General features: G+C 42.1%; 19 protein-coding genes and 3 pseudogenes. 14 read left to right on the top strand and 8 right to left on the bottom strand.

The annotated features are described in order from the left end of the window. Nucleotides 1-397 (top strand): annotated as a pseudogene (locus FN961_RS01855) (IS4 family transposase); the annotation flags it as partial. A 162-nt stretch (nucleotides 398-559) separates the two neighbouring features. Here FN961_RS01855 and FN961_RS01850 read toward each other — a convergent pair. Continuing rightward, on the bottom strand, nucleotides 560-2932 hold the full coding sequence (locus FN961_RS01850; RefSeq protein ID WP_143562831.1) for a TonB-dependent receptor: 2373 nt from the start codon (nucleotides 2930-2932) through the stop codon (nucleotides 560-562). Between the two features lie 456 nt (nucleotides 2933-3388). Between FN961_RS01850 and FN961_RS01845 the strand changes: the two genes are divergently transcribed. After that, entirely contained in the window at nucleotides 3389-3643 is a 255-nt protein-coding gene (locus FN961_RS01845) for a hypothetical protein (RefSeq protein WP_143562830.1), read from the top strand. 4 nt (nucleotides 3644-3647) lie between these two features. Beyond that, nucleotides 3648-5267: a PepSY-associated TM helix domain-containing protein gene (locus FN961_RS01840; RefSeq protein WP_143562829.1), complete on the top strand. Its 1620-nt coding sequence runs from the start codon at nucleotides 3648-3650 to the stop codon at nucleotides 5265-5267. A 397-nt stretch (nucleotides 5268-5664) separates the two neighbouring features. Here the strand turns inward: FN961_RS01840 and FN961_RS01835 are convergent, their stop codons facing one another. The 3 genes from FN961_RS01835 to FN961_RS01825 all read right to left on the bottom strand — a co-directional run bounded on the left by FN961_RS01835 (nucleotide 5665) and on the right by FN961_RS01825 (nucleotide 8874). Continuing rightward, on the bottom strand, nucleotides 5665-7761 hold the full coding sequence (locus FN961_RS01835; RefSeq protein WP_143562828.1) for a methyl-accepting chemotaxis protein: 2097 nt from the start codon (nucleotides 7759-7761) through the stop codon (nucleotides 5665-5667). Between the two features lie 231 nt (nucleotides 7762-7992). Then, nucleotides 7993-8520, bottom strand: a complete 528-nt coding sequence (locus FN961_RS01830) for a hypothetical protein (protein WP_143562827.1) — start codon at nucleotides 8518-8520, stop codon at nucleotides 7993-7995. A gap of 72 nt (nucleotides 8521-8592) precedes the next feature. Beyond that, on the bottom strand, nucleotides 8593-8874 hold the full coding sequence (locus tag FN961_RS01825; protein ID WP_143562826.1) for a SemiSWEET transporter: 282 nt from the start codon (nucleotides 8872-8874) through the stop codon (nucleotides 8593-8595). A gap of 215 nt (nucleotides 8875-9089) precedes the next feature. On the opposite strand from FN961_RS01825, the gene FN961_RS01820 reads away from it, so the two are divergent. Beyond that, nucleotides 9090-9590 carry an HPP family protein gene (locus tag FN961_RS01820; RefSeq protein ID WP_143562825.1) on the top strand — a complete coding sequence of 167 codons (501 nt, stop codon included), beginning with the start codon at nucleotides 9090-9092 and terminating at the stop codon, nucleotides 9588-9590. Between the two features lie 146 nt (nucleotides 9591-9736). Here FN961_RS01820 and FN961_RS01815 read toward each other — a convergent pair whose 3' ends face one another. Further along, entirely contained in the window at nucleotides 9737-11980 is a 2244-nt protein-coding gene (locus FN961_RS01815; protein ID WP_143562824.1) for a peptidase U32 family protein, read from the bottom strand. 123 nt (nucleotides 11981-12103) lie between these two features. Further along, on the bottom strand, nucleotides 12104-12526 hold the full coding sequence (gene trxC, locus FN961_RS01810) for a thioredoxin TrxC (protein ID WP_143562857.1): 423 nt from the start codon (nucleotides 12524-12526) through the stop codon (nucleotides 12104-12106). Between trxC and FN961_RS01805 the strand changes: the two genes are divergently transcribed. Next, nucleotides 12519-12698, top strand: a complete 180-nt coding sequence (locus FN961_RS01805; RefSeq protein WP_143562823.1) for a hypothetical protein — start codon at nucleotides 12519-12521, stop codon at nucleotides 12696-12698. The two genes, trxC and FN961_RS01805, sit on opposite strands and share 8 nt — an antisense overlap. 71 nt (nucleotides 12699-12769) lie before the next feature. Here FN961_RS01805 and FN961_RS26130 read toward each other — a convergent pair whose 3' ends face one another. Beyond that, nucleotides 12770-13219, bottom strand: a complete 450-nt coding sequence (locus tag FN961_RS26130) for a type II secretion system protein (RefSeq protein ID WP_143562822.1) — start codon at nucleotides 13217-13219, stop codon at nucleotides 12770-12772. Nucleotides 13220-13506: 287 nt separating this feature from the next. Here FN961_RS26130 and FN961_RS01795 point away from each other — a divergent pair. From FN961_RS01795 to FN961_RS01765, 9 genes and pseudogenes are all read left to right on the top strand, one after another. After that, a pseudogene (locus FN961_RS01795) lies at nucleotides 13507-13611 on the top strand (SufE family protein); the annotation flags it as partial. Nucleotides 13612-13711: 100 nt separating this feature from the next. Next, nucleotides 13712-14878 (top strand): membrane dipeptidase, encoded by a 1167-nt coding sequence (locus tag FN961_RS01790; protein WP_143562821.1) that lies wholly within the window; start codon nucleotides 13712-13714, stop codon nucleotides 14876-14878. A 244-nt stretch (nucleotides 14879-15122) separates the two neighbouring features. Further along, nucleotides 15123-16331 carry a voltage-gated potassium channel protein gene (kch, locus tag FN961_RS01785; RefSeq protein ID WP_229814599.1) on the top strand — a complete coding sequence of 403 codons (1209 nt, stop codon included), beginning with the start codon at nucleotides 15123-15125 and terminating at the stop codon, nucleotides 16329-16331. 542 nt (nucleotides 16332-16873) lie between these two features. After that, on the top strand, nucleotides 16874-17737 hold the full coding sequence (locus FN961_RS01780; RefSeq protein WP_143562820.1) for a delta-class carbonic anhydrase: 864 nt from the start codon (nucleotides 16874-16876) through the stop codon (nucleotides 17735-17737). A 408-nt stretch (nucleotides 17738-18145) separates the two neighbouring features. Further along, a complete protein-coding gene (locus FN961_RS01775; RefSeq protein WP_229814598.1) occupies nucleotides 18146-18526 on the top strand; it encodes a DUF2541 family protein in 381 nt (126 codons plus the stop codon). Between the two features lie 293 nt (nucleotides 18527-18819). After that, nucleotides 18820-21495 carry an ATP-binding protein gene (locus tag FN961_RS01770; RefSeq protein ID WP_229814597.1) on the top strand — a complete coding sequence of 892 codons (2676 nt, stop codon included), beginning with the start codon at nucleotides 18820-18822 and terminating at the stop codon, nucleotides 21493-21495. Nucleotides 21496-21510: 15 nt separating this feature from the next. After that, nucleotides 21511-21792: pseudogene (locus FN961_RS26125) on the top strand (response regulator); the annotation flags it as partial. A gap of 195 nt (nucleotides 21793-21987) precedes the next feature. Then, entirely contained in the window at nucleotides 21988-22527 is a 540-nt protein-coding gene (locus tag FN961_RS26120; protein WP_268241146.1) for an Hpt domain-containing protein, read from the top strand. Nucleotides 22528-22540: 13 nt separating this feature from the next. Then, entirely contained in the window at nucleotides 22541-23515 is a 975-nt protein-coding gene (locus tag FN961_RS01765; protein ID WP_143562818.1) for a GGDEF domain-containing response regulator, read from the top strand. A 352-nt stretch (nucleotides 23516-23867) separates the two neighbouring features. Here the strand turns inward: FN961_RS01765 and FN961_RS01755 are convergent, their stop codons facing one another. Continuing rightward, nucleotides 23868-25625, bottom strand: a complete 1758-nt coding sequence (locus FN961_RS01755; RefSeq protein ID WP_143562817.1) for a pyridoxal-dependent decarboxylase — start codon at nucleotides 25623-25625, stop codon at nucleotides 23868-23870. Between the last annotated feature and the right edge of the window lie 57 nt (nucleotides 25626-25682).

The raw sequence follows: 25682 nt of genomic DNA, 5'->3' as shown, positions 1-25682 counted from the left end.
GTTACTGGCAACATCACTTTGCATTTCAAGTAATACAGCTAAAAGAATCATCAAAATTTATGCGACGAGAATGCAAATAGAAGAAAGCTTTAGGGATGTTAAAACAGGCCTAAAGATGAATAATAGTGGTAGTCGAATAGCCAGTAGACTGAGCGTATTACTACTCGTAGCCTGCCTATCTCAATTTGTGCTTTACCTGCTAGGTTTAGCAGTCAAAGCAGCCAATAAACATAGGCAATATCAAGCTAACTCAATAAAACACCGCAACGTGCTCTCAAACCAATTCATTGGCTTGAGAGCATATAAAGATAGGAAATTGAAGCTACTGAGGTCGCATTGGCGAACAGCCATTAAAACACTACAAGGCTTAATTCTGGAGCCACAAGCATGCTATTAAATTCGAGGGGATCCCTCAGACTCTGAGTAGATCAACTTCTTATACTGATTGGTATAAATACCGCAATGTCCCCTCTCGGGTGTAGTATTTGAATGAAGTGGAGACAGTTTTTATCTGCCTCCATCTCTTGTCGTTTTAGCATATCTAAAAACTATTTTGCTGTTATAAACTAAATTCACCTCGCAAAGTAAGCGCAAGTTGTCTTGGCGCTCCCAGACTCGGTGTGCGCGTAAAGTTAGTGGTAATGTACTCTTCATCAAATAGATTTTTGCCTTGCAGGTAAATGCCGATGTCCTGCCATTCGTAACCCAATTGCATATTGACTAAAGTGCGGCTGCTATTTTGTAGATCAAACTCAGCATCCCCCTCTTTAAGCCCTTCTCGATATGGATTAACACGGTTTGGTGAACTGCTGGCATAATTGGCGTTTAAGTTGACGAAAATACCATTGTCAGCCGTGTAGGTGGCACCGATATTTCCGGTCCATTCAGGCGCAGTAAACTGTCGACCTGATAGGTCGTCTACAATGGGAGTTTTTTCAGTAGGAATGCTGATAACAAAATCAGTAAACTCTGTCTTAGCCTGACCAAGTGATGCATACAGTGCCAATTCATGGGTCACTTGATAACTTAGCTCTAACTCGAACCCTTTCACGTTTGATTGACCCGCATTGATGGTTTCGGTGTCGTAACGGTTTGGTGACAGTTGCACTGCAACTTGCTGATCATGCCAATCAACATAAAACACGTTAGCATTAGCAACGAGATCACCATCTAGCCATGTCGAACGAAGAGAGAATTCATAATTATAGGTAAACTCAGGTTCATACTCGTACACATTAGCGCGAACACTGTTGATGCCGACTCCCCCTGAACGGTAGCCTTTTTGAAACGAAAAACTGGTGATCAAATCTTCTGACCAGTTATAGCTAACGCCAATCTTAGGCAAAATGGTGTCAAAATCGGTATCAATTTTAGGTGTCACCTGTGAGGCATTACTGGCGAGGTCAGTAAACATCTTATTGATACCAGCAATCAGCGGAGATATTGCTTCGTAAGGTGTCCCTATGTAGCTAGCAGGGTCAGGCATCTTGTCTTTATTTAAGATGACATACCGCGCGTCACTTTGTGTTTGCTGACTTTCTCGGTCGAAACGAATACCAGCAAAAACATCCCATTTTTCGGTGACATTCCAGACTCCATCGGCAAACAATGCATAGCTTGAAATCATTTGCTGAGATGATGACAACGCACTGGTGTGGGCAGGATTAAACTCTGAATATTGCCCAACGACAAAATCGGCAATAGGCTCACTTAGTCCATATCTTGCCTGTAAAATATCACTGGTCAATCCTAAGCGGTTAAGCTTTAAGTTACTCAAGCCATTGGAGCTGTCATCGATATCTGTTTTAAAGAAGTATGCACCAATGACGCCTCTGACATTGTCGTATTCAAAAATAAGCCTCAACTCTTGGCTAAGAGAGTCGGTGGTGTTTTTGTAATGGGTCGCACTGCCAGTATCTTCTGGAAATACCGAACCTGAAATGGCAAGGAAATCGGTATCCCACTTGTAGTCAGTGTCGACGACTGACCAGGTAGTGTGGGAGGATATATTCCAAATATCACTGAGATCATATTGCAGCTCAAGCACGATCATATCAGCGTTAATGGTTTCATCTCTTCCGTCGTTATAATAGGTATTGCGGTTTTCAAAAGGATTGTCACCTTCGGCAATTTCAATTCCGGTATTGCCGTAGCGGCTATTGACGTAGGTGTAGCCTAGCAGGGCTGAAAATTCTGGTATGGCAGAAGGTTGATAGAGTAGTTTGAGCCGATAGGTTTCATCGTCATGGAAATCGGAGGTTTCATGACGGGTGAGGTTTTCATTATACCCACCGAGCTCCTTTTTCTCACCACTGAAGCGAAACGCTAATTCATCTTCGATTAAACCACCACCGATAGCGACACCGATCTCTTTTTGCCCATTATCACCTGCAGTTAACTGGTACTTGCCTTCCCATTCTTGTGTCGGTGTTTGGGTGGTCATGATCACCGCACCCGCAAGCGCATTACGACCCTGAAGTGTTGACTGTGGACCTCTTAATACTTCAATCTGCTTAGCATCCCATGTTGAGAATGCACCACCAGAAATCATACGCTCTGGCAGCGGAGCACCATCCACATACACACTAGCCAGAAAACTATTACCGCCACCCGATACGTTGAATCCATCAATGCCACGAATGCTGAAACTACTGCTCCCAGAAGTATGTGTATTAGCAGTATTGATCAACACTTCACGGAAATTATTGATGTTTTCCTGCTCAAGTTGTTTTTCCGTTAGTACCGCGACACTGGTTGTTGTTTCTTGAATGCTTCGCGCAATTTTTTGTCCCGTTACCATGATCCTCTCAATATTAGCGCTATCGATTCTCTCCGCTTCATCAGCGGAAACAGATAAGCAAACTAACGCTGCGGGAACGAATAAGCCTAAGCGTATTCCTCTGGTAATGAAGTTTAATTTAGATGAATACATGTGACAGGCCTAAGTGATAATAGTTATTATTTGCATTTTGCGCAAAATGCTATCACAACACACTTGTAATTTGATAACGCATTTACGATAATAAATACAAATAATTATCATTTGTATTTAATTGTGAGTCAGTTGAATGGTCTTTCTAGGGGTATCGCTTTTATGGATAGGTTGCTTGTTTAGCTATTTATCTTCAAACAAACAAAAACTAAATAAGAAATGCATCAAAAAATCAACTGCTTGGTCAGTGTTTTCAGCATGTCTATTACTGGCGACCTATTGTTTCTCGTATCGTTATGGTCTCGTAGTTTCCATGCTCAATAGTCTATTGCTTGTCATGGCGATGTGGTTGTTGTTAGTGATTGCTGCATCCCATATTAATCACAGGCTAATGTTGACTGGTAGCCTAGGCATCAGCTTTTTCTCCGGCATTATGTTATTAGGAATTAGCTAGTTATGTGGCCTAAATCAATCACTGCATTTTTCGGTGGGCTTGCACTGTCTGTCAGCATTATGTTGAGTCTATATCTGTTAATCCCACTCGCAATCGATGTAAAGCTACTCATCGGGTTGATTGCAGGGTTCCTTATTTGGGTTGGCGCCATGGTTTATTACTTTAGCTATAACAGTGCTAAAGCCAGTGGCCTTGCTTGTATTAAATTACTGCTGATCTCTGTTGCCGTTAATGCCTTTTTATTTCTGACGAAGTAACCCAATGAATACTCAAATTGCAAATTCCCAAACGACCAAATCCAATAAGATCATTAAGAATTTAACCGAATCACATAGTTGGATTGGGGTCATTATTTCACCGCTGCTGTTTCTCATTTTTTGGGCTGGCGCGGTCACGCTCTTTTATGAAGAGGTGAAGCAATGGGCGGTAGCTCCGCAGTTTCCGGTCGCAATACAACAACAAGAGATGCCACTGCAGCAAATCGTTGAAGCAAAGCTGGCACAGCATCCTTTTGACTACCAAGAGCATTTGATGGTGCAGATGCCATCCCTGCATGATCCTTATTACAAAGTGTATCTCGACCTTATTCGCGAAGAGGGTATGGAGGATGAACACGGTGAAGTGGCTTCGTTACTGGTGGATAGCCAATCGGGGAAAACTGTAGCGAATAAAGAGGATTTCTTCTTAGCTGATTTTCTGTATCAGTTGCACTACAACCTGAATTTACCGGCAGGTACCTATATTGTTGGTATCATCAGCCTGTTTTTCTTCTTCGCCCTTGTATCAGGTGTTTTCATTCATGCAAAAAAGCTGTTCCGTCAGTTCTTCCAATATCGAACGGATAAAAAACGACGGGATAAATTATTGGACCTACATAACGTGGTTGGAGTGATGACACTGCCATTCACGTTAATGTACGCCTTGAGTGGTCTGGTATTTAACTTGGCCATTGTTTACCAAATTGCCTTTGTGGTTTTCATCTACCAAGGCGATCAAGATGCCTTGTTTAAAGATGCGGGTTTTACCCTGTTTGATGAGGCTAGAATTGAACACCCCCTTGATATGACACCTGCTTACCACATCATTGAAGAAGCCAGAGAAAACCCTGACTTCAACGTCAGTAATGTCGTTTTCTATCACTATGGCGATGAAGCGGCCATCATTCAAATTCGGGGTGACAATTTATCTTACTTCTCACAACATGATGAGTTCTTTTATCGAGTAAAAACCGGTGAACTACTCAGTAAAACAGACATAAATAACTACAACGTATTTCGTAAAGGACGTGAAGTTATCGCCACTCTCCACTTCGGTAATTTTGCGGGAGTCGATGTACGTATTCTTTACTTTATCTTATCTATCTCCATTTGTGTGATGATCCTTGTTGGCAATATGCTGTGGCTTGATAAACGCAGTTTGCAGCAAAATGTATCTGCTCGTAGTATCCGTTTTGTAAGAGGCTTATCCGTGGGCAGTTGTGGTGGTTTAGTCTTGGCGACTGCGGTGGCTTTCCTGTGTGAACGGATCATACCCGCCTCTATATCAGCCCGTTCCGATATGATGGTTTATGCCTTTGTTATCAGCTTAGTCGCGACCATGTTTCTGGCTTATCGAGTCGAGAATAAAAAACGCTATATCGCGCAGGTGCTCTTTGCCACTGTGGTGGTGCTAATACTGACTTTACTGGCTGACTGGTTGATGTTCAGTTCACAGATAATACAGCTATGGCAAAACGGTTTTAGAGCGGTTGTGGGTGTGGAAGTTGGAATGTCTCTATTTATCACTGTGGGTATTTTTGTCATCAAGAAACTTGATGTGTTAAAGCAAACCGAGACAAGATCAGACACTGCCGGTGTATTGGTCGATGGTGAGTCGCTGTAGCTAAAAAAGATAGGTAACCTCGCTCTAGCCAAGAGCGAGATTGCCTCTTGGAGTAATTAACGGTGCCAATTAGCAGTGCTAAGCACACCAAGCAAAGGCGAAAAAATTAAAAATGAGATTAAAGCAACAGCCCTTACACGCAGTTGTGCAAAACTTAAAGACCACCTAAGCCGCTTTAACGAGCTCAACACACATCCCTTGCAATCTCTCTTTGATACTTATCTGAATAGAGCCTCATAAAAACCAAGCTGTTACTCATGCAAGCAATAGCATGGGATCCAACTAAAAATAGCCCAAGATCATAAGATTCTGGGCTATTTTTAGTTTCAATTAACAACAAATAATAGCCCAGGTTGATTCAACTCATGAGGTCTACGACTAGCTGGATCCTAATAAGCTATTCAGTTTTAAACTTATTCAACTCAATACGAAGATCCCCCGCATTCCCCTCCAATTCAACACTGGTGGTAACCGCTGAGGTCATGCTGTCCATCACTTCCACAGCCGTATCATTAATCACCACTACGTTACGATTAATCTCTTCAGCTACAGCGCTTTGCTCTTCTGCAGCTGAAGCGATTTGATTATTCATGTCATTTATGACTTCAATCGCATGATTTATCTCCGCAAGCGCTTGCTGAGCAGCTTGTGTTTCCTCTTTTGTCCCCATGGCTTGCTGTTGACTTTCTTGCATCAAATCAACAATAGACTGGGTTTCTGTTTCTAAGCGAGCTAACATTTTGCGGATCTCTTCGGTCGAACTCTGAGTCCGGGTTGCCAGATTACGCACTTCATCGGCAACAACAGCAAAACCCCGCCCAGCCTCACCAGCTCTTGCTGCCTCAATCGCAGCATTAAGAGCGAGTAAATTAGTTTGATCTGCAATCCCACCAATCTCTGATAAGATCCCTTGAATTGCTGCACTGGATTTTGCCAGATTTTTAGTTTGTCCTTGAGCATTATTAATCTTCAATGCTAAATCACTCACAGCCAATACCGTATTGTTCATCTGCTTCATGCCACTAACGCTATTGGATTGTACCTGACTTGCAGCCGCAGCCGCTTGAACTGCCGAACTTGCTATCTCCTGCGCCGTCGCACTCATCTCATTGATGGCCGTTGCGAGAGAGTTAACTTCGTTAACTTGGCTGAGTAATTTCTGCTTTGAACCTTCTGCTTGTAATTTACCCTTCGCCGAGCTCAGTTCAACCTGTTCAGCCGTCTGCATCACAGTACCTAAAGTCTCCTGTAAGCGGATTAAAAAAGCATTAAACCAATGTGCTAACTGTGCAGTTTCATCCTTACCATTTTTTTCAATGCGATAGGTTAGATCACCATCTCCCTCGGCAACATCTTTAAAACGTTCAACAAGATTAGTGAGTATCCTCCCTAGAGAGTTGCCTATCATAGTCATGGCGATGATACCAAGTACGACTGCGAAAAGGCCTGCGAAAACCCCTTGTCTAATGGCACTCTCATTCTGCACGTCGCTCCAGGTTTCAAACTCTGTTATCCCTTGTATCAGTTTACTTCTGGGAACTGATACCATCACAATCCAATGAGAATCAGAGGTATTAACTGAGGTAATCGCATATTCTTCCGAACCAATAGACATCAAGCCACTCCCCGCTTGACGGGCTAATGTTTGAATAGCGGACCATTGAGAAAACAATTGGCTGGAAACTTTTTTACCAACTTCTAATGGTGCGCCACTGTTGGCCAGTATTGCTCCTTTCCAAGATGAAATAATAATATTACTTTCACCATCAAATAATTTATCCGCCAGCTTTTCACTCTGTCCTTGAAGCTCTGACAGGGATAAATCGAAACCTAAGGAACCAACAATACTGCCGTTCACTTTTATGGGTTGGCTAATAGTGGTGATCAATTCATCTCTGCCACGAACCGGATAAATGTAGGGCTCCATCACAAAGGTATGGCCAGTTTCAAACGGCATTAAGTGCCAATCATCCGTCCGTTCACCATTACTATTGAGCGTGGTGTTATTGAAACTCTCCATCGCAACGGAATCGAAGCTGTTATTGGAATTAGGAGAAAAGAAAGGGGCTAAATAGCCCTTACTATTAATTGCCTCTAGAACTTGAACTTCCGTTTCTGTGGGCCAAGTTTTTTGCTCCCATACCATATAACCTGCAAATACAGCTTTATCCTGAACCTCTAGCGCAGCAATAAACTGGTTAACGATGGTATCGGCACCGACCGCATTTGTACCGCTCAACTCTATGATTGATCTCACTTGATTTAAATTAGCAAGAACCGGAAACAATTGAGTTTCTATTATTTTCCCCTGCTCCGAAGCAGTAGATTTTAAATGGAAATTAATCGCATCATTCAACTGAATCTTAACCTTATCGGTCACCTGTTGACTCACTGTCGTATATGCGTTCGTTGTCATGCCCATAGCAATGAGTAACGTAAACGTCATTGCTACTCCGGCACTTACGGCTATTCGAGTTCTGATAGTTTTAAACACAAAAAATCCTTCTTTGATTAGTATCATGACTGGGTAGAAGATCTCTTTAAAACAAGAAAAGCTGTACCTAGGTTATGTAACATAAAATATAATGAGTCATTACCCTCTGACTCACCTGCAACAACTGGGTTTTGCAATCATCAACATCATGAACCAAGCTCTCGATACAGCTAGAGAGCAGTTCTGAATCTAGTCATTTATTCCTCAAAAATACATGCTGATCAAGTTGCACTACTGCTTATGGTAATTTTCAAAATCAGAGGCTGTATTCTTCATCTCTATACGCTGCATTTCACGCTGCTTCTTAGAGAGTTGTATGAGCTTACTCTCCAGTTTAGTTAACTGTGCCTCTTCTGACGCGGTTAATTCACCTTTATCTTCCAGATCAAATATCATTTCAGTTATTTGATCCATCTCTTCAAAGAGTTTCTCAGACGGGAGCTGCGCTTCCCCAGATCCCTCCCAAGTATCCAATTGCTCCGCTGTTAAGCCTGTGGCTGCTGGAACCTCTTTGCTCATACAGGCTTCAAGTAATTTACCATCCTTCATATCATGATTTTTTAAACAGCGGGTCAATGCCGTTTTGAATCCTTTTTCTAAACGAGACTCTGAAACCCCCGTCGCCTCAGACATGCCTTTAAATTCTCCCATTTGTTTCATTTGAGAAACGGAAAACTCAACCATTTTATCCACTTCATTAGCAGACGAAGTGAAACTGAGCGACGCTAACAACAGCAGTGATAATGAATTTAATTTCATCAATTAATCCTTTAATTTTTATCTATTGAACAAAGTAAACAAGTATTCGTAATAACTAAAGTAATAATATTCTCAAGTCATGATATTGATGCCGATAACCATTAGCATGTACATAATAAAACCAAGGCTGTTACCTACCCAAATGGTTGGATTTTTATGGTACAAACCATATGTTGTCCACAACAGAGCAATAAAGGCATATAGCCCCCAAGTTATAAGCGATAAACCAGCAGCGTGCTCACTGTGAGAAAAGTAAAGTTTGTAGAGCTGTGGGAGCGTTGCGATAGGGCTAATCAAGCCCATTACAAGCATGAGAGGCTCTAATCTTTTGCCGATACGTGCAAGAAGTGACATATCGTTCTTCCTATAAGGTTGATGCTGAAATAACAGCGAAAAAAAGTATATTCGTTACGTACAAATAACTTCATCAATATTTTATACCCTACCTTGTCAGCATATACGAATTATTTTATCTCTTTCACGAGGCGCTTATCTTGACAGAAGTGACCTAGCTGATAGAGTTTATTCCCTCATAATTTACGGGCGTTATTCAAACGTTGTAATTCACTATGAAAGAACACACCGTCCAACTATTCAAAGATAATAGACTACTAACTGCGACGATATCAGCTATTGGTGCAGCCCTTTGTATCTGGGCCCTAGCCGCATTTGATGGTTTATTTAAATTCGACTGGTTATTGATTGCTCCCTTTGGTGCCACCATGGTGCTAATTTTTGGCGTGCATCAAAGTCCGTTAGCACAACCCAAAAATGTCATTATCGGTCACTTACTCACTGCAAGTGTTGGCCTGCTGTTTAGCAACTACCTTGCCGTTACGCCATTAACCTTAGGTTTAGCTGTGGGAGCTGGCTTATTTCTGATGCTATTGTTCGACGTTACCCACCCTCCTGCTGGAGGTAACCCACTCATGATCATGCTTGGCGGTCATACGGCATGGAGCTTTTTATTACACCCCATACTGCTTGGAACAGTTTCAATTGTCATTTTGGCTATCATTTTTCACCGATTTATTCCAGGGCATCAATATCCTACTCGAGTATCGAAATAAAGCAGGAAGATAAAGCGGGTCATGGCTAAGACACTGAAGCCTAAACTTGATATTTAGCCCTTTCGACTAGGAACAATGGAGGCGTTTTCTTCGTCCATTGTTCCAAACTCACTTCTACTAAGACAATTAACGCCCCATTAAGAATGTTATAACCCTTGGCTGTACTGTGCGTGGGTCGACACTGTCACCATGGCATCAAGTTGAGTTTTGGCATCTGTGCCGCCCTTAATTAGGCTTTCAAAGTGGTAGATTAACTGAGTTTTATCCAGCTCAGCCTTAGAGCCAGAACCAATATTGGTTAGATCAATAAAGAACTCATCGAACAAGTGCGAGAAATCATCGATGATATCCATATTCAAAAACTGCTCGTGATTATAGATGCTTGGATAACCGCCTTTTTGCTTATCGACAGCAAAAGAGATCCCTTTCACATTGGTGATGGTGGTGGCTTTTTCACACTTGAGCATACAACCATCTTCAATGCTGGGCTTATTGCAGCCAACAGTTTGTTGGAAAAAGCACTGTCTACTGGTCATCATCAAAATGGGGTGATAGATGCTATATAACAACTTAAAGTTGTCTGGGCGTGAGATATTCTTGATTTGGTTTTGGTTGATCTCATTGGAGATAAACGCGCCTGCACAATTCAACTCTTCCTGCAGGGTTAAGAGTGCGTAGGAGTTGGTCGTATTCATGAAAGGCCCAGCAATCCATTCAATGTCCATCTCAAATGCCTTGTATGCCACGCCAGTATTGTTAGTGACGATTCGCATAGGCTTGACTTGCTCAAGGATTTTAACCGCCTCAATGTAGTCTTTACCGATTAATACGGCTGGAAACCAAGGGATCAATCTTGGGTTTCTTAACAAGATATCGATGTACTTGGTGCAGTTTTTCTTAAAACTTTCCGGCAATTTAAAATAGATGTCGGCGTCGGTGACATCGCACAAATGCAGGTCTTTTTCATCACTAATCAATAGCGATAATGTTGGAGTGCTAGTCGGCTTACTATGCTTTGTCAGCTTAGGCAAAGTCACAGCCGGGATCACATCAACTGAGTCATTCAATAAAAATGCTATCTGATTTTTAATTCGAGTCAGCTCTTTAAACGGTATGTTAAGCCCGGTTTCTAGACCATTGAAATCAAATGCTTGTAATGCGTATTTGCCATGCTGCAAGCTCTTAAAGCGTTTTTCGATGGCACTTTGATCGACTGATGCTTGCTCTGATGCAATAAGCGGCATCTCCGACTGCACGCAAAACTCATGTTTGTCGGTGGTGACATTCACCTTGAGTGGCTTGCCCGCTTGCCCGCTAAAGCTGATGTGTAATGCTTGCTTGGCAATGCTTAGGTGTTTAATTCTCTCAACCACTTGTGCGCCAATGGCATTTTTCTCTTCAGAAAGATCTTTCTGTACGGCTTGGATCTGCACCACAGAGATGGCGTTATGTTTATCGTTGGCATGCTGAAAGCTATTGTCACGCGGGTTATCGATAAACATGTCTTTGGTGAGATTCCCCTTTAAAAAGGAGTTGGTAAAGTCACGGTTAAACACCTTATAAAGACTGGTGTTATCAGATAACAACTTGCCCGTTTCAATAAACTTATCTATCTGTTGGCGCCAGCTATCGACCACAGTATGAACATATTGTGCGCCCTTTATGCGCCCTTCAATCTTTAACGAATCGACTCCAGCGTCAACCAATTCAGGCAGGTCAAAATAAGCAGAGTTATCTTTCAAGTTCAACGGGAACTTGTTGCCCGCGGCAGTGATCTCATATTCATCTCGACACGCTTGGCTACATCGACCACGGTTACCCGAATTACCGACACTGACTGAGCTCGAATAACACTGTCCCGAGAAGGCAATACAAAGTGCGCCATGGACAAAAACTTCGGTAAGCACATCATGCTCATGGGCAAGCGTGGTCAGACTTTTAATTTCACCGAGATTTAACTCGCGCGATAAATTGACTCGAGTTGCGCCAATTTTAGCCAGAAAGCGTATTTGGCCCGGATTGTGGGTCGTGAGCTGGGTTGATGCATGTACTGCGAGTGTGGGGAAATGCTTCTTAACTAAATTAAATATCCCCAAATCTTGAACGATAATGCCGTCGATGCCGATATTAACAATTTGATTGAGCAACTTAACTAAGCTTGGGATCTCTTGCTCTAAGATCACTATATTCATTGTGAGGAAGACTTCACACTCGTATTGATGTGCAAGTCCGATAACCCCCATTAAATCATCGAATGAAAGGTTCGTCGCTCGGTTGCGAGCATTGAATGTATCAAGGCCACAGTAAACGGCATTTGCACCAGCAACTATCGCAGCTTTGATCGCATCGACATCCCCACCCGGTGCCAATAATTCAATTTTTCTACTCATCGCGACATTACCCATTTTATTACTTAGTTAAATTTCGGCGAGGATCCTACCACAAGCTTCAACATTAGTTAGATCTAATGCCTATTGGAATGACAGTTATAAACAGTAATGTTATGCAAGATGTTATTTCAACGACTCAAGCCATTGATTGAATGATGATGCACTCATTGCTCCTGCCTGTTGAGCAATAATCTTGCCCTGTTTGAACACCATTAACGTGGGGATAGAGCGAATGTTGAATTGGGCAGCTAATGCCTGTTGTTCCTCGGTGTTGATTTTTCCAAAACGGTATTTGGGTTCCCAAGTTTTGGCCGCTTGATTAAAGACTGGGGCAAAGTTTTTACAAGGTCCACACCAACTCGCCCAAAAATCGACGACTAACGGCAGTTCAGACTTGTTAGCGTGATGAGCAAAATTGGTCGCAGTGAGCTCAATCGGCTCGCCAACAAAAACACTTTTCTTACACTTACCGCAGGCGGGTTGTTGTTCTAGACGTTCTTTGGGTACACGATTTAAGGTGCTGCAATGGGGACAGGCAATGATCATGGTCATTTGGATATCGCTCTCTAATCAGATCCAGTATTTCGCCTATTTAAGCATAACCAAGAAGAATAACCAGCGCATCACTCAAGATAAAACCCAGTCCATCACTCAAGAAAACGATCGTTCAGGCGAATTTACGTTCGTTATTATGCGGCTTGATTCAGAGTATTTATGAGGGGTTGATATAGGCGGTAAAATTAAACTACCGCCTTAAACTGAAGTACTCTTTAAATAGAGTTACAACTCTTACAAGATAATGACTTCGCCATCCATTGAATCATATGAGAACTGTTTTTCAGAAATAGTATAAATACAAACATTGTTATGACTAGCAACTAGCTTCGTTGCCGGAGTAAGACCAGAGCGCTCTCCATCGGTTAAATTATTCCATAACGACATGCATTCGATTGCTCCACGAGCCTGTGGAAACTGAGTCACACCGAAGTTACTATCTTCAAAAGAAACTGTTTTGCCATCAGCCAATGTGATCTCACCAGTTTCACCTTCAATAGAGTGCTGAGCACGCGCAAGCGTAATTCCGCCACTTAATGAGCTTGCCATCCCTGCGATAGCTGAGCTTTCAGCATCGTCATTTAAATTAATAAATTTTGGCGCAGCTGTCACAGCTAAAATCCCCAAAATAATGATAACGACAACCAACTCTATGAGAGTGAAACCTGCTGAACCTTTCTTCATAAATACCTCTACAACATCACGATATTGACTTAATAAAATAGACTTCTTAGTTGTAACACCAACTATAAAGCCACTAACCTTGCTAAAAAACACTAAGGTTAGAATGATTTAGCGCTATGCAATCGCCTTAAAAAGGATACCATGTAGTCACTTGACTACACTCATAATTAAAAAAATTTGTGATCGATATCTCAGAACTTAGGATGGAATTAACGGCATTGAGCTTTCACCTAAGGTATTGCGCCCATTGTTGCTTATTAGCGAGGTGTTTTTAACAAGTCGATATTCAAGTAAAAGGTTGCCAAAGCCTAGCATGGCTGTACCATGAACTAATTGATGGTAAACACTATTTTTTCGCCGATAGCGATGCGCATATTGTTAAAGGTCTCATCACATGATTATTAGCAGCGACCGCACAGGCCACTGCTTCAATACAATTTGCCGCTCGCTAGTCAAGCTTAAACCTTGATTGCAAGCTCTAAGGGAAACACCATGACCAACAACGCTTGCAATCAAACCCGTCGAAATATGCTCAAAGGGTTAGCTGCCGCCTCATTATTAAGTCCACTGGGAATTTCATCTGCATTTGCTGCGACTAAGAAACGTCTTTATATCGATGGTCTCTCATTTCTTCCTGACAACCTAGACGATGTTCGCGCATCCAAGCTTAATGCCTACATTTGCGATGTGTCAGCCATTGAAACCATTGAACAAGCCGACGGAACGACTAACTATAAGCGTACCTTTGATGCTTGTATGACTAGCATTAAACAAGCGAACAACATCGTTAGTGCTAACCCAAGCATACTAATGCCAGGTCTAACTGGACAAGATATTGCACTGGCTGTTGAACAAGATCGCACCGCTGTCTATTTTCAAATCCAGGGCGCAGATTGCGTTGAAGCCGATAGCGACGACAACTCATGGCAACATCTGAGTCAGTTTCATCAGCAGGGTTTGCGAGTATTGCAACTGACACATCACTACGGTAATCGCTTTGCTGGCGGCGCATTAGATAATGACGGTCTCCAAGGACTCGACAAGCCGTTAACCGCAGATGGCCACCAATTAGTCGCTGCTCTTAACCAACGCAACATGCTTATCGATGTCAGCCATTCTAGCCCTCAGACTGCACTCGATACTGTAAAAGCCAGCAAAAGCCCAATAATACAAAGCCACGGTGCAGTTCGCTCCATTGTTAACAATGCTCGCTGCTCACCTGACGAAGTGATCCGCGCCATTGGTGATAGCGGCGGTGTATTTGGGGTGTTTATGATGAGTTTTTGGTTGACCAATAATACGGTACCGACCATTGAAGATTTCGTAAAACAACTCGATCGCGTCGCCCGTATTGGTGGTGTAGATTGTGCGGCCATCGCCAACGACTATCCTCTACGTGGGCAAGAAAACTTACTGGCTATGGGCAATAATAATGCAGAAGGGGTCAAAGAGTATTTACCTTGGTGGCAGAGTTTAGCGGCGAAAAATGTATTGGGATTTGAAGAAGACCCGACTCATGTTGTCATCCCAGAACTTAACGATATCGATCGCATGAGCCGTCTTGATGATGCGCTAGCTAAAGCACGTTACAAATCCACTGACAGAGACCGTTTTCTCGGTGGCAACTGGCAGAGAGTGCTTAAGCACGTATTAGTGTAAGAAACGTATTTGCTCTCAACCAAGCGGCCTATGCTCATTCCTGCAGCCTTCCACTACGTGCAGTGAAAATGGTTAAAAACAAACGAACCATCAAAATGCCCATGACTATGGGCATCTCTTGTTCTTGCAGCCGTTACCCTTCAATATATGAAATTTCCCTCTTTGCACAAATAACAAAACATATGGCTGCACTATGTCGTTTGCGCTAGAATGTTGACCTGTTTTCACCGCATGGATTATTGTCGTGAATCGTTACTCCCATCTGTGGCAAAAGAGTATTAATCTCTGGCTCGAAGTGCGTCATTCTCTGGTCGCTTTAGCGGTGTTTCTTAATGGCCTGCTGATATTTAAAACCGTCTGGGGCATGTCCATCAATCTCGTTGAGTTGTTCCATATTCAAAGTTTTTCAGGCATCAACTGGGCCAATATTGCTAATGGTCCTTGGTTTATTCTGGGAATATTCCTGATGATCAACGCTTTTGGCCTCCTGTATCGCGCCAGAACAGCTTGGGCAGTCAGCATTGTTTTGCTATTGATCACCTTAGTGTACACAATGCATTTTTACCCCAACCTCAGCTTCAGCATCAGTTTATGCCTTGCCACCCTAATAGGGCTTTTACTGCTGGGCAAAGATTTTAACCGCTCTAGTGCCACAGCCGGCGGTATCTTTGCTTTTATCAGCTTCACCATGTTGCTATTTTATTCCACCTACGGCGCACTCTACTTTGGCGATGGTTTCCACCCAGCCATTGATAACTTGATGACTGCGTTTTACTTTTCTATCGTCACCATGACCACAGTTGGCTATGGCGATATAATTCCCATGACCGAGCCTGCTCGTCTATTCACCGTCTCTATTATCTTCGCCGGCATCACCGTTTTTGCCACCTCACTCACCACAGTATTTGGCCCTATTATCCGTGGTGGTCTGAATAAACTCGTTAAAGGTAGTCAACAAAATATGAACAGAAATGATCACTTTATTGTTTGTGGAATGTCGATTTTGGCCATCAGCACCGTTGCCCAATTAAAGCAGCGAGGACTGGAAGTCACTATGATTATCGGTCGGCCTGAAGAGGAGTTTCCACTAATAGAACAGCGCCTAGGCAGCAAGTGCGACATCATATCCGGCGACAGCACTGACAACGCAGTCCTAAGCAAAGCTGGGCTCGATAACTGTCGTGCTCTACTTGCCCTAAGCGATGATGATGCGACCAACGCCTTTATCGTGCTGTCAGCGAAAGAGTTAAGCGCTGAAGCCAAGACAGTTCTCGCCGTCAACGACAGTAAAAACATGAATAGAGTTAAACAAGTAAAAGCTGACATCGTATTATCACCACAGCTGTTTGGCAGTGAAATTCTCGCCAGTGTTCTCAGCGGAGAACCGCTTGATAACGACAAGCTTATCTCTATGCTGCTCAACTCTGGCCACGGTCTGTTCGATAAAACTTGATGTAGATTGTAAGCGAACTCATTTAGAGGCTTACTTCATACCCATTGATGATTGAACCGTGACATATATAGTCACGGATAAGATTGTACTCCTGCACTGCCTGCAATTAATGTAAGTAGAATGCTTTGATTGAGGGTCTAATCTAATATTGCTTAAGTAGAGAAAGTTGAATCTCAGATGGAGATTCACTTTCGCTCAATGACTAACGTGATTTCACTTTTCAGTCTGCTTTATCAATTGAGCAAACTGCTCCATACCTAAGCGCGAACATTTCATCACCTTCAACGTACAGAAACCCTCTCCAGCTAAACTACAGGGTGAAACCTAAATTTTTCATCTAAACTCAAGCTGTACAATATGCGCTATTAACCTAGTTTAGAGTGATAAAACTAATGACATTTAATCCTGTTCTTTTTACTTTTCCAAGCCAAATTGGTTGCAAACAGAGCAAATTATCAATAGTTTATCCCAAGCCTGTAATCCCTTCTCACTCAACCCTATACCTTGCAGACTGGTTCTGCTTACTAAAAAGGACAAAATAAATGAGTAATAAGACACGAATATTATGTGCAACTGCACTCTTTTTACCATTTTTGGCTAATGCTGCTTCGAGCCAGGATACAGGTTACACAGTGTCTGATCAGGTGATAAAAGATCAACGTGCCGCACTGGCTAAAAATACCTTCGGTAAAGGCTACGGCCCTCAGTCACCAAGAGATATCGACAATATACAAGGCAACAACGAACGCACATTTGCGCAAGCTCCCGCATATACAAAAATGAATCTTTGTAATATCCATTTTCATAAAAATGCGGAACATAAAGGCGGTGAGTTTACTCAACATGCCGGTAATGGTGATGGTTACGGTTACCGGGGTGGTTATCAATACTCTGGTGAGTTATCAGAGACAGAATTAGCCCCGATCGAGCAAGAAATTGGTGCCAGCAAGTACGGAAGTTTATACCCTGGCGATACGATTGAAGTACATTATGTCCATTCAACGGCAAAAGTCACACCGGGCGCGACGCTAGGAGCATGCCTAAGCGAGGCCAATATGAACCCTCAGTTACGTGTAGAAACTCAAGTGTTTGTGCTAGTTAATGATTCTGAAGCTGAAGACTTTACCGATTTAACTAAACTAGGCATGGTCAATGGCCTTAACCAAGCAGTGAACATTCCTAGCGATTCTGGAAAACCAGTACAGTACACTGGCTCAACCACAGGTCCTGGTTATAACGAAAAAGCGTCTCCACTGCAGGTAAGCTGGAGCGTACGTCCAGAAGTCATAAAACTCAATATTGACAGTGTTGGCAAGTGGTTAGAATCTAATGCTTTTGATGAAGATCATGCCCATGGAGTCAGAAATCTGGTTGTGAACCCAGATCTATTATCCAACGCAAAGTAATTAAGCTCTGTAACAAGAATCAAGATGGCTGCAACTACCAGCCATCTTGATAATCTAAGGCAACCCCAGCCAGATTTAGCTGAACAAAACTAGCGTTGATACACCTTCTTAAATCAAGTGCTTCCATTTCCTATCGATACTCACTCTTTTAAATCATTTTTGATGTTATATACCTTATTCGGCTATTTGGTAGTTCAACCGATGCAATGTATTTGTTGCGTCTGTATGACTCTGGTGAAGCTTAACCATAAACAATGTATCTGATGTGAGACAGTAAAACATGAGCCCATTATTCCATGGGAATAATTGATATCTAGATCATATTTTGTTCATTCTCTTATGGAGTAAATTGACCTAAACGGCTAATTTAGCCGCCCTGCTCACTCTCTATATTAGAAGTTCATGAACATGAAAAAACTGATGGCTCACATATTATTTGCAACTAGCATACTGACAGTAACATCTGTCGCTAAAGCAGATGAACAAATTACACTTGGCAGAACCATCGTGCTAGGTGTCAGTGGTAAAGGCGCTGTCATTCCACTGCTAATCTGTCGTAAAGCCAATGCCTTTAAGGTAAAAGCTGAGCGTAAGCTTGATCTTGAAAAGGTCATCGTCACCTTTAATAATGGCAACACCAAAACCGTGCGTTTCAACAAAGAGCTTAATAAAGATGAAGAAACTCAATGGCGTAGTTTTGGTTACAAACGTTGCGTTAAGAAATTAGAAGTCTTCGGTAGCTCTGATGGCTCCAGATCTGGTGTGAAAGTTTTTGGCCGTAAAGACTAATCAGCGTAATTAGCTTTATCTTTCGCTAGGTGTTTAGAGCCGCTACTGATGAGTAACGGCTTCCCTTTATTCCCTTTCATGAGTCCCCATTCATTAAATCCCGCCTAAAAAGGTAGTTGAAAAGTATTTTCATTATTAACAACTGTACTTGTCACAAAGTCCGCTGTAGTGATTAAATTCACTATATGCACTTGAATTAGCGACTTTTTAAACTAGACTTTCTTTACATAAAAAATGAACAACAAATTGATTTTACTTTATTTTGGGGTTGCTTAGATTATTAAGGATTGGTTATGCACGGACGCATGAAAACAACGGAGTCAGCTTCAGATTTTGACGCTATAAAATTAAAAGATCGACTCACCACCTCCATGCTATTACAGATGGCTATCCGCCTTACTTTTATCGTCGTATTAGTTGCTGGAGCAACCTACTGGCATATAACAACCATATATGAATCTCAAGTCGTAGAGACACTTAAGAAGTATATAAAAGAACGAAGTGACAAAGAGAGTCTGATATTTGAACTGGCAGCAGAAAATCATCAAGTGTTTAAGAACCATTTTGTTGAAGCCTTTAACAGCGATATCGACGTTTCTGAAAATGAATTTATTCAACGTTTTATCACTCAAGAAGATGGCACTACTCGGTTACAAGCAGAAACCTATTATGGGTTAAGAACAGCCCAAGGTGACCAACTGAAAAACTTAACCGCTTATATTGGTCGTGGCGCGCCAGTAGAAGATCAAACCTTTCGCAACAAAGTTAATATCTCCTACCATCTATTAGCGCAATATGGTCCTGCATGGACCAACCGTTTTGAAAGCCTCTACGTCTCTATGCCAGAAAATGTTGCCATGCTCTATTGGCCTGGTTTGCCTTGGGGCTTAGACGCCGATCCTGAGCTCGACATCACCCAAGAGCAGTGGTACACCATCGCCACTGAAGCCAATAACCCTCAACGCAAACCTGTTTGGACTGGTTTGTATTTTGACAAAACTGCCAAAGATTGGATGGTCTCTTTAGAGACGCCAGTCGATCTTGAATCACAGCATTTAATAACGATAGGACATGATATTTTATTGGTCGATGTTATCGACCGAATCATCCATGACAAGCTCGAAGGTACCTACAACTTTCTGGTTAGTTTGGATGGACAGATAATTGTTCACCCAAATGATGAAAAGATCATGAAAAGCGGCATCGACGAACTGCCTACCAGTGCCCAAAACGATCCCAAGCTAAAAACCATGGTCAATAAGATCATCACCGCCAATCAAGCTGCGGATGAAAACGTCATCATTAACTTTGATGAAGCAGAACAAGCTTGGATGGCGATTGCACGAATTAAGGGGCCTGACTGGTTACTCGTTACTGTATATCCGCAAAAACTCGTTATCGCAGCAGCTCGTTCTACGGCCCATTTTGTACTCATAATCGGCTTGTTCTCACTTGTCGTTGAGATGCTGATGCTTTATGTGGTGACCCTCAATAAAGTCGTAATACCATTAAAGATGTTTGGGCGCGCATCTGCTGAAATTGGCCAAGCCAACTACCAACTCGTCGCAGGGGGAGACTTAGAATTACCGAGCCATCGAAAAGATGAGATGGGGATTTTAGCCAATGTCTTTAAATCCATGGCGGCCAGAATCTTTGAATACAGCACCACACTAGAACAGAAAGTATCCGAGCGTACCTCTGAATTAGTGGAATCACATAAAAGAGCAGAAATAGCCAGTAAAGCAAAGTCAAACTTCCTCGCACATATGAGCCACGAAGTCAGAACCCCGATGAACGCAATTATTGGCCTAAGCCAGTTAATGCTCAAAACTAGCTTAGATAAGCGTCAGCGTGACTTTATGGAAAAAGTGCTCTCCTCTTCAGATGTATTATTAAATACCATCAATGATGTGTTGGATTACTCCAAAATTGAAGCCAATAAACTCACCCTCGATGAGTTCCAATTTGATTTAAGGGATGTATTACGCAGAGTCACAAATATCAGTGCCTATAAAGCCCAAAGCAAGGGAGTTGAACTGCTATTAGATGTGGATAAAAGGGTCCCTTTTCACTGGATAGGTGATCCGACTCGCCTTGGCCAAATCCTGATAAACTTAGCCAGTAACGCGGTAAAATTTACAGAAAAAGGCGAAGTCATCATTCGCGTAAAACTCCTAGAGCAACAAGATCAACTCAGCACTTTACGCTTTAGCATTATCGACACAGGGATCGGCATTGATCACCAAAGGATCGATCAATTATTCTCACCCTTTACCCAAATTGACTCCAGTATTACCCGAAAATATGGCGGCACGGGACTAGGACTCGCAATTTGTCGACAGCTGACAGAGTTAATGAGCGGCCGTATTTGGGTTGACAGTGAAATAGATAAAGGTAGCCAGTTTCATTTCACCTGCAAAATACAACCCAATACCGGAAATAACACCCAACGCTGGCCTTCATACAATAAGTTGAAAGGGATGCAAGCCCTAGTTGTTGATGACAATGCAATGGCCAGAGAGGTCTTAGCAGATATTCTCATATCTCTAGGCATAGAAGTCACCACCGTCGCCGATGGTTATGCCGCCATTGATGAGCTTGAATCAGCCACAAGTAAAGACAACCCTTTTGATGTTGTCTTCCTTGATTGGAATATTCCCGCCATCAATGGTGTTGAAACCGCTAAAAAAATAGAAGGCAATAGCAGAATAAAAGCCCCTGTCGCCATGCTAATGGTAACAGCTTATGATGTGGATAGAGTCGAGTCTGATGCTCATCAAGCCAACATTAAAAAAATCATCTCTAAACCCGTCGATGCCTCTGGCATTCATGACAGTCTGGTGGAGATATTCTTCCAAGAAAAAATATCACGCCCTGTCACCGCAAACCGGGAACTCAACCTGCTAGGGAACTTGGATCTCAATGCATTGCGTGGAAGTCGGGTACTGGTCGTGGATGACAGCGCCTAAAATCGGGAAGTCGCAAAAGAGTTTCTGGTGGATGTTGGCATCAAAGTATCTACAGCCTCCAATGGAGAGGAAGCCGTCAACATGATAAAGCAGCATAGCTACGATCTTGTTCTGATGGATGTTCAAATGCCGATAATGGATGGACTCACAGCCACTCAAATCATTCGCAAAGAGATTAAATATAAACAATTACCCATCATCGCCATGACGGCACACGCTTCACCAGATGACTATAAACGAAGCCTAGATAACGGCATGAATGATCACCTCAACAAACCGATTGATCATCAACTCTTATACCGCACCATCACTCGCTGGATTGATGCAAGTGCAACAATAAACTCGTTTGATCCAGATGAGCCAGATGAATATTCCATCAGCAATGAGCAGGCGAAAACTGAGCAATCTGATGATTTCCCAATAGCACTTTCAGGCTTCGATACTGCTATCGGATTGAAACAGCACAATCACAAAACAGACTTATACATCAGAATGCTTAACTTATTTTATGATGAATATTTAAATGTCGAACAAGATATTTTGCAGAGTAAAAAACAAAGAGACTTTGATCATTTACATAGACTATTCCACACAATCAAATCTTCAGCGGCAAGCTTAGGCGAGATAACATTATCCCGTTTAGCTGAGCAACTCGAAAAGTTAACCAATGAATTACTCAACCATATTGATAAAGAAAACAGTGAAATGCTTGAGCAACAAATACCACTATTTATAGCACAGCTAAACAGCTCATTAACGTCATTATCAGTACTCAAAAAAGAGCAAAAAAAGACGCATTCAACCTCTAAAATTGATGATAGCCAGTTAATAAAGAAACTCATCTCTCAACTTAATCAATTATTAGACGACGATAATGCAGCGGCTGAAAGTATCATCAACAAACTAAGAACGACCAGTGTAATGGACCGACACAATGATGCACTTGAATCTATCTTAATGGAAATTCAAGATGTTAATTATTCTAATGCCAGTAAACAGTTAACCATATTGGCACAACAAATTGACGAGTAAAGGGATTTAAAGCATGGATGAATACATAAACACAGGGTTAATTATTGAGGATATCAATGATCCATTTTTGATCCTTAATAATGATATCGATAAAGTTTTAATTATTGATGACGCAATGGACAATCGCACTCTTTTATCTGAACTCCTCATGCCGAACCATAAAGTTTTTCTGGCCAAAGATGGAGCTCAAGGACTAAGCCTTGCCTGCAAACATACCCCTGATTTAATACTATTAGACGTGGTCATGCCGGGTATGAATGGCCACCAGGTCATCAAATCCCTTAAAAGCGATGAATCGACGTTCAATATCCCCGTCATATTCGTCTCATCAAAAATATCCCCTGAAGATGAAAAAATAGGATTAGATCTCGGTGCTGTTGATTACATCACCAAGCCATTCCACCCGCCCATAGTGCAAGCAAGAGTTCGCAACCACTTACGCGGTCAACGACATAAAAACTTGCTGGAGCAGCTTGCCTTAATCGACAGTTTAACTGAAATATACAATCGTCGATTCTATGAATTAGATATCAAAAAGGTCTGGAGCGCATGTAATCGGAATGAAACCCAACTATCTATTGCCATGATAGATATAGATTTTTTCAAAAGTTACAATGATGAGTATGGCCATTTAAATGGTGATAATGCCCTACGTGTTGTCGCAAATCACATCAAGAAGCAGTTAAAACGACCACATGACATTATCGCCCGTTATGGCGGAGAAGAGTTTGCTGTTATTTTGCCTCATACTGATGCAGAAAGCGCCCAACGCCTACTGTCTGAAGTCTGCACCTCTGTTGAAGACTTACAAATCGCCCATGATTCATCATCAATATCCCATTACCTCACTATCAGCGTTGGAGGTGCATCGACAATACCGACACGAGATATGGATCATGAATCCTTTTTAAAGATTGTAGATGAACACCTATATCAAGCTAAAGCCCAAGGACGAAACAAAGTATGCTGGAGAAGTGCAACTGCTTAATGGTTGTGGGTGGACTTTATCTAAGTCATTCCACCCATCACTTCAGCTACTAACTGAAATTAGAGACTTGAGATAGTCTTTGCTGCTCATCGATATCAGCTAATACCAATCAGTATAAAGATTTGATCGCTCAGCGAGAGTTTAGCGGTTCTGAGGCAAGGCAACGAGTGAAGAGCATAGTTATTCTACGGTTAAGCTCGTTAACACAGTATCAGAACCGCTAAAACTCGCCTGTAAGGAGTATTTTTGGCTGCCTACTTCTGCGTTGAATGAACTCATAAGGGAATAACCATTATGTCATCCATTCGCCTTGAATTAGTTTGCCAAAAAACACTCTGAGCAGATCAACTTCTTATACTGATTGGTATAATAGGCTTTCAGCTTCTACATCGAAAGCGCCTGGTTGTGACAAATCTTCAATTAAATTATCAAGTGCAGATTGTTGTCGGTCCCATAAACAATAAAGATGAATATATTTGCGGTTATATCTGTCCTCTCCTTTATTGACCACTTCTTGTGCCTCACACAACGAATATTTAAACGTTATCTCTTTATTGGTCTTTCGTAATAAAATGCACAAAGAAAAAGGAGACCTATGTAACCAAATATCTAAGCCATCGCGTGCCAATATCATCTCGGCGAGCGATGCTAATCTAGCGTGCAATGTTAACGCCATCGACAAAGACTTAATCGCCCTATTTTGTAGCTCCTCATAACCGGTTTTCCCCAATAAAGACCATAAGGTGAGTGACGCTAAACCATTCCTTGAACCAGCCAGAGTCGAGTCGACAGCGCCAACATAACTTGGGTTACTGGTCGTCGCTAAATACTTATGCTTACTCATATAAATCCCACAAGGTGTAGGAGCACCTAAAAACTTATGCCCACTGGTCACGATAGAGTTGATATAAGGCAGACTAAAATCAAACTCTGGAAATTTAAGTGAACATTCACTGCAGTTATCAGCGTTAAGCTGACCCGTTTTCATCGCCATATTAATAAATGGCATAAACGAAGCCCCTAAAGCGCCATCAACATGAAACCAATATCCTTGCCTGACGTCCACATCATCATGGTTGTCGCCAAAACTCACTTCTCGGTTCACAAGATTGTATTTAATGAAGATATCTTTGAGTGCCCGATAAACCCCTGGAATATCATCGTAAGCGCCCTTGAATGCGGTGCCATAATTTAACACGATTAAAATTGGGTGGCCTTTCTTCGCAAAAAACTCAACCAACAAGCGCAACTTACTAATATCAATGCAGCCGGAGCCTATTTTCCCTAGCTTTTCCTCTTCCTCACTGGGCCGCTCTGATGGAACTTGTTTAGGCCACTCTCCCCCCAATGGGCATTCGTGCGGATAAAACTCGCTCCCTATCTCGTAAAAGGAAGGGATACTCATTGCATGAATGGCTTTGGTTAATGAGTAGTGGGTATCTTCTGAGAAAAAAGCGATGGGTTGATAATAGTTGCGATTGTTCGTTCGTCGCTTGGGTTTAACCAAATGGTGACTATTTTGATCGACAACCAATCGACGACCAGAGAGGTAGTCACGTGCATTCAACATGGCGTATAAATTACCTTCTGTGCTTCCCATACTCAGCACATAACCCCAGTAACTATCGGGATCACCAGTGCTCTGTGAAGGCCAATTAGCGCGCCATACTGACGCATAAAAATCTAAAACTGCACGCTCTGCAGGCTTACTATTCACGGTGTAATAGCCATTAGTGAACGGATCACCTAAATTGTTAACCATGGTATTCATGACGGGAAATAAATCGCTATATTCGGTGTTAACCACTAGTTGGTAGCCTAAGAAGTTCTCTTTTTGCTGGCATAGATAATCTTGCAATAGCTGTTGATTTGATTGTTGGTTCTCTTGCTGACCGCGAGGAGGAAGTTGTACATGACACTCTTTTATCTGCTCTTGTTGCCCCGAAAACTCTTTATTCTGCATCTGATACACAAGCGCTGGATCTGCTGAAGGAGGCGTGATCATCAATTCACCATGCAGAGAGAAAGCCATTTCAGGTATTTGACTAATCCAAGGTTCTCCATCAATACCAAAGGGAAGTGTTAACTTTGTCTTCTTATCAATAAACATGCTCAAACGTTCCTTGTTTTTATAGTATTTCGTCTAACTCATTATTTATTAAACCTA

Source organism: Shewanella hanedai (genome assembly GCF_007197645.1).
Classification (GTDB): domain Bacteria; phylum Pseudomonadota; class Gammaproteobacteria; order Enterobacterales; family Shewanellaceae; genus Shewanella; species Shewanella hanedai.
The sequence above is the reverse complement of the archived record's forward strand: the minus strand, read 5'-3'. Positions and strand labels throughout refer to the sequence as shown.

Excerpts from the sequence above, each read along its gene's own strand:
- FN961_RS01850 (WP_143562831.1), bottom strand. The coding sequence starts at position 2,932 with ATGTATTCATCTAAATTAAACTTCATTACCAGAGGAATACGCTTAGGC.
- FN961_RS01845 (WP_143562830.1), top strand. The coding sequence starts at position 3,389 with ATGTGGCCTAAATCAATCACTGCATTTTTCGGTGGGCTTGCACTGTCT.
- FN961_RS01840 (WP_143562829.1), top strand. The coding sequence starts at position 3,648 with ATGAATACTCAAATTGCAAATTCCCAAACGACCAAATCCAATAAGATC.
- FN961_RS01830 (WP_143562827.1), bottom strand. The coding sequence starts at position 8,520 with ATGAAATTAAATTCATTATCACTGCTGTTGTTAGCGTCGCTCAGTTTC.
- FN961_RS01825 (WP_143562826.1), bottom strand. The coding sequence starts at position 8,874 with ATGTCACTTCTTGCACGTATCGGCAAAAGATTAGAGCCTCTCATGCTT.
- FN961_RS01820 (WP_143562825.1), top strand. The coding sequence starts at position 9,090 with ATGAAAGAACACACCGTCCAACTATTCAAAGATAATAGACTACTAACT.
- FN961_RS01815 (WP_143562824.1), bottom strand. The coding sequence starts at position 11,980 with ATGAGTAGAAAAATTGAATTATTGGCACCGGGTGGGGATGTCGATGCG.
- FN961_RS01805 (WP_143562823.1), top strand. The coding sequence starts at position 12,519 with ATGATCATGGTCATTTGGATATCGCTCTCTAATCAGATCCAGTATTTC.
- trxC (WP_143562857.1), bottom strand. The coding sequence starts at position 12,526 with ATGATCATTGCCTGTCCCCATTGCAGCACCTTAAATCGTGTACCCAAA.
- FN961_RS26130 (WP_143562822.1), bottom strand. The coding sequence starts at position 13,219 with ATGAAGAAAGGTTCAGCAGGTTTCACTCTCATAGAGTTGGTTGTCGTT.
- FN961_RS01790 (WP_143562821.1), top strand. The coding sequence starts at position 13,712 with ATGACCAACAACGCTTGCAATCAAACCCGTCGAAATATGCTCAAAGGG.
- FN961_RS01780 (WP_143562820.1), top strand. The coding sequence starts at position 16,874 with ATGAGTAATAAGACACGAATATTATGTGCAACTGCACTCTTTTTACCA.
- FN961_RS01775 (WP_229814598.1), top strand. The coding sequence starts at position 18,146 with ATGAAAAAACTGATGGCTCACATATTATTTGCAACTAGCATACTGACA.
- FN961_RS01770 (WP_229814597.1), top strand. The coding sequence starts at position 18,820 with ATGCACGGACGCATGAAAACAACGGAGTCAGCTTCAGATTTTGACGCT.
- FN961_RS26120 (WP_268241146.1), top strand. The coding sequence starts at position 21,988 with ATGCTTAACTTATTTTATGATGAATATTTAAATGTCGAACAAGATATT.
- FN961_RS01765 (WP_143562818.1), top strand. The coding sequence starts at position 22,541 with ATGGATGAATACATAAACACAGGGTTAATTATTGAGGATATCAATGAT.
- FN961_RS01755 (WP_143562817.1), bottom strand. The coding sequence starts at position 25,625 with ATGTTTATTGATAAGAAGACAAAGTTAACACTTCCCTTTGGTATTGAT.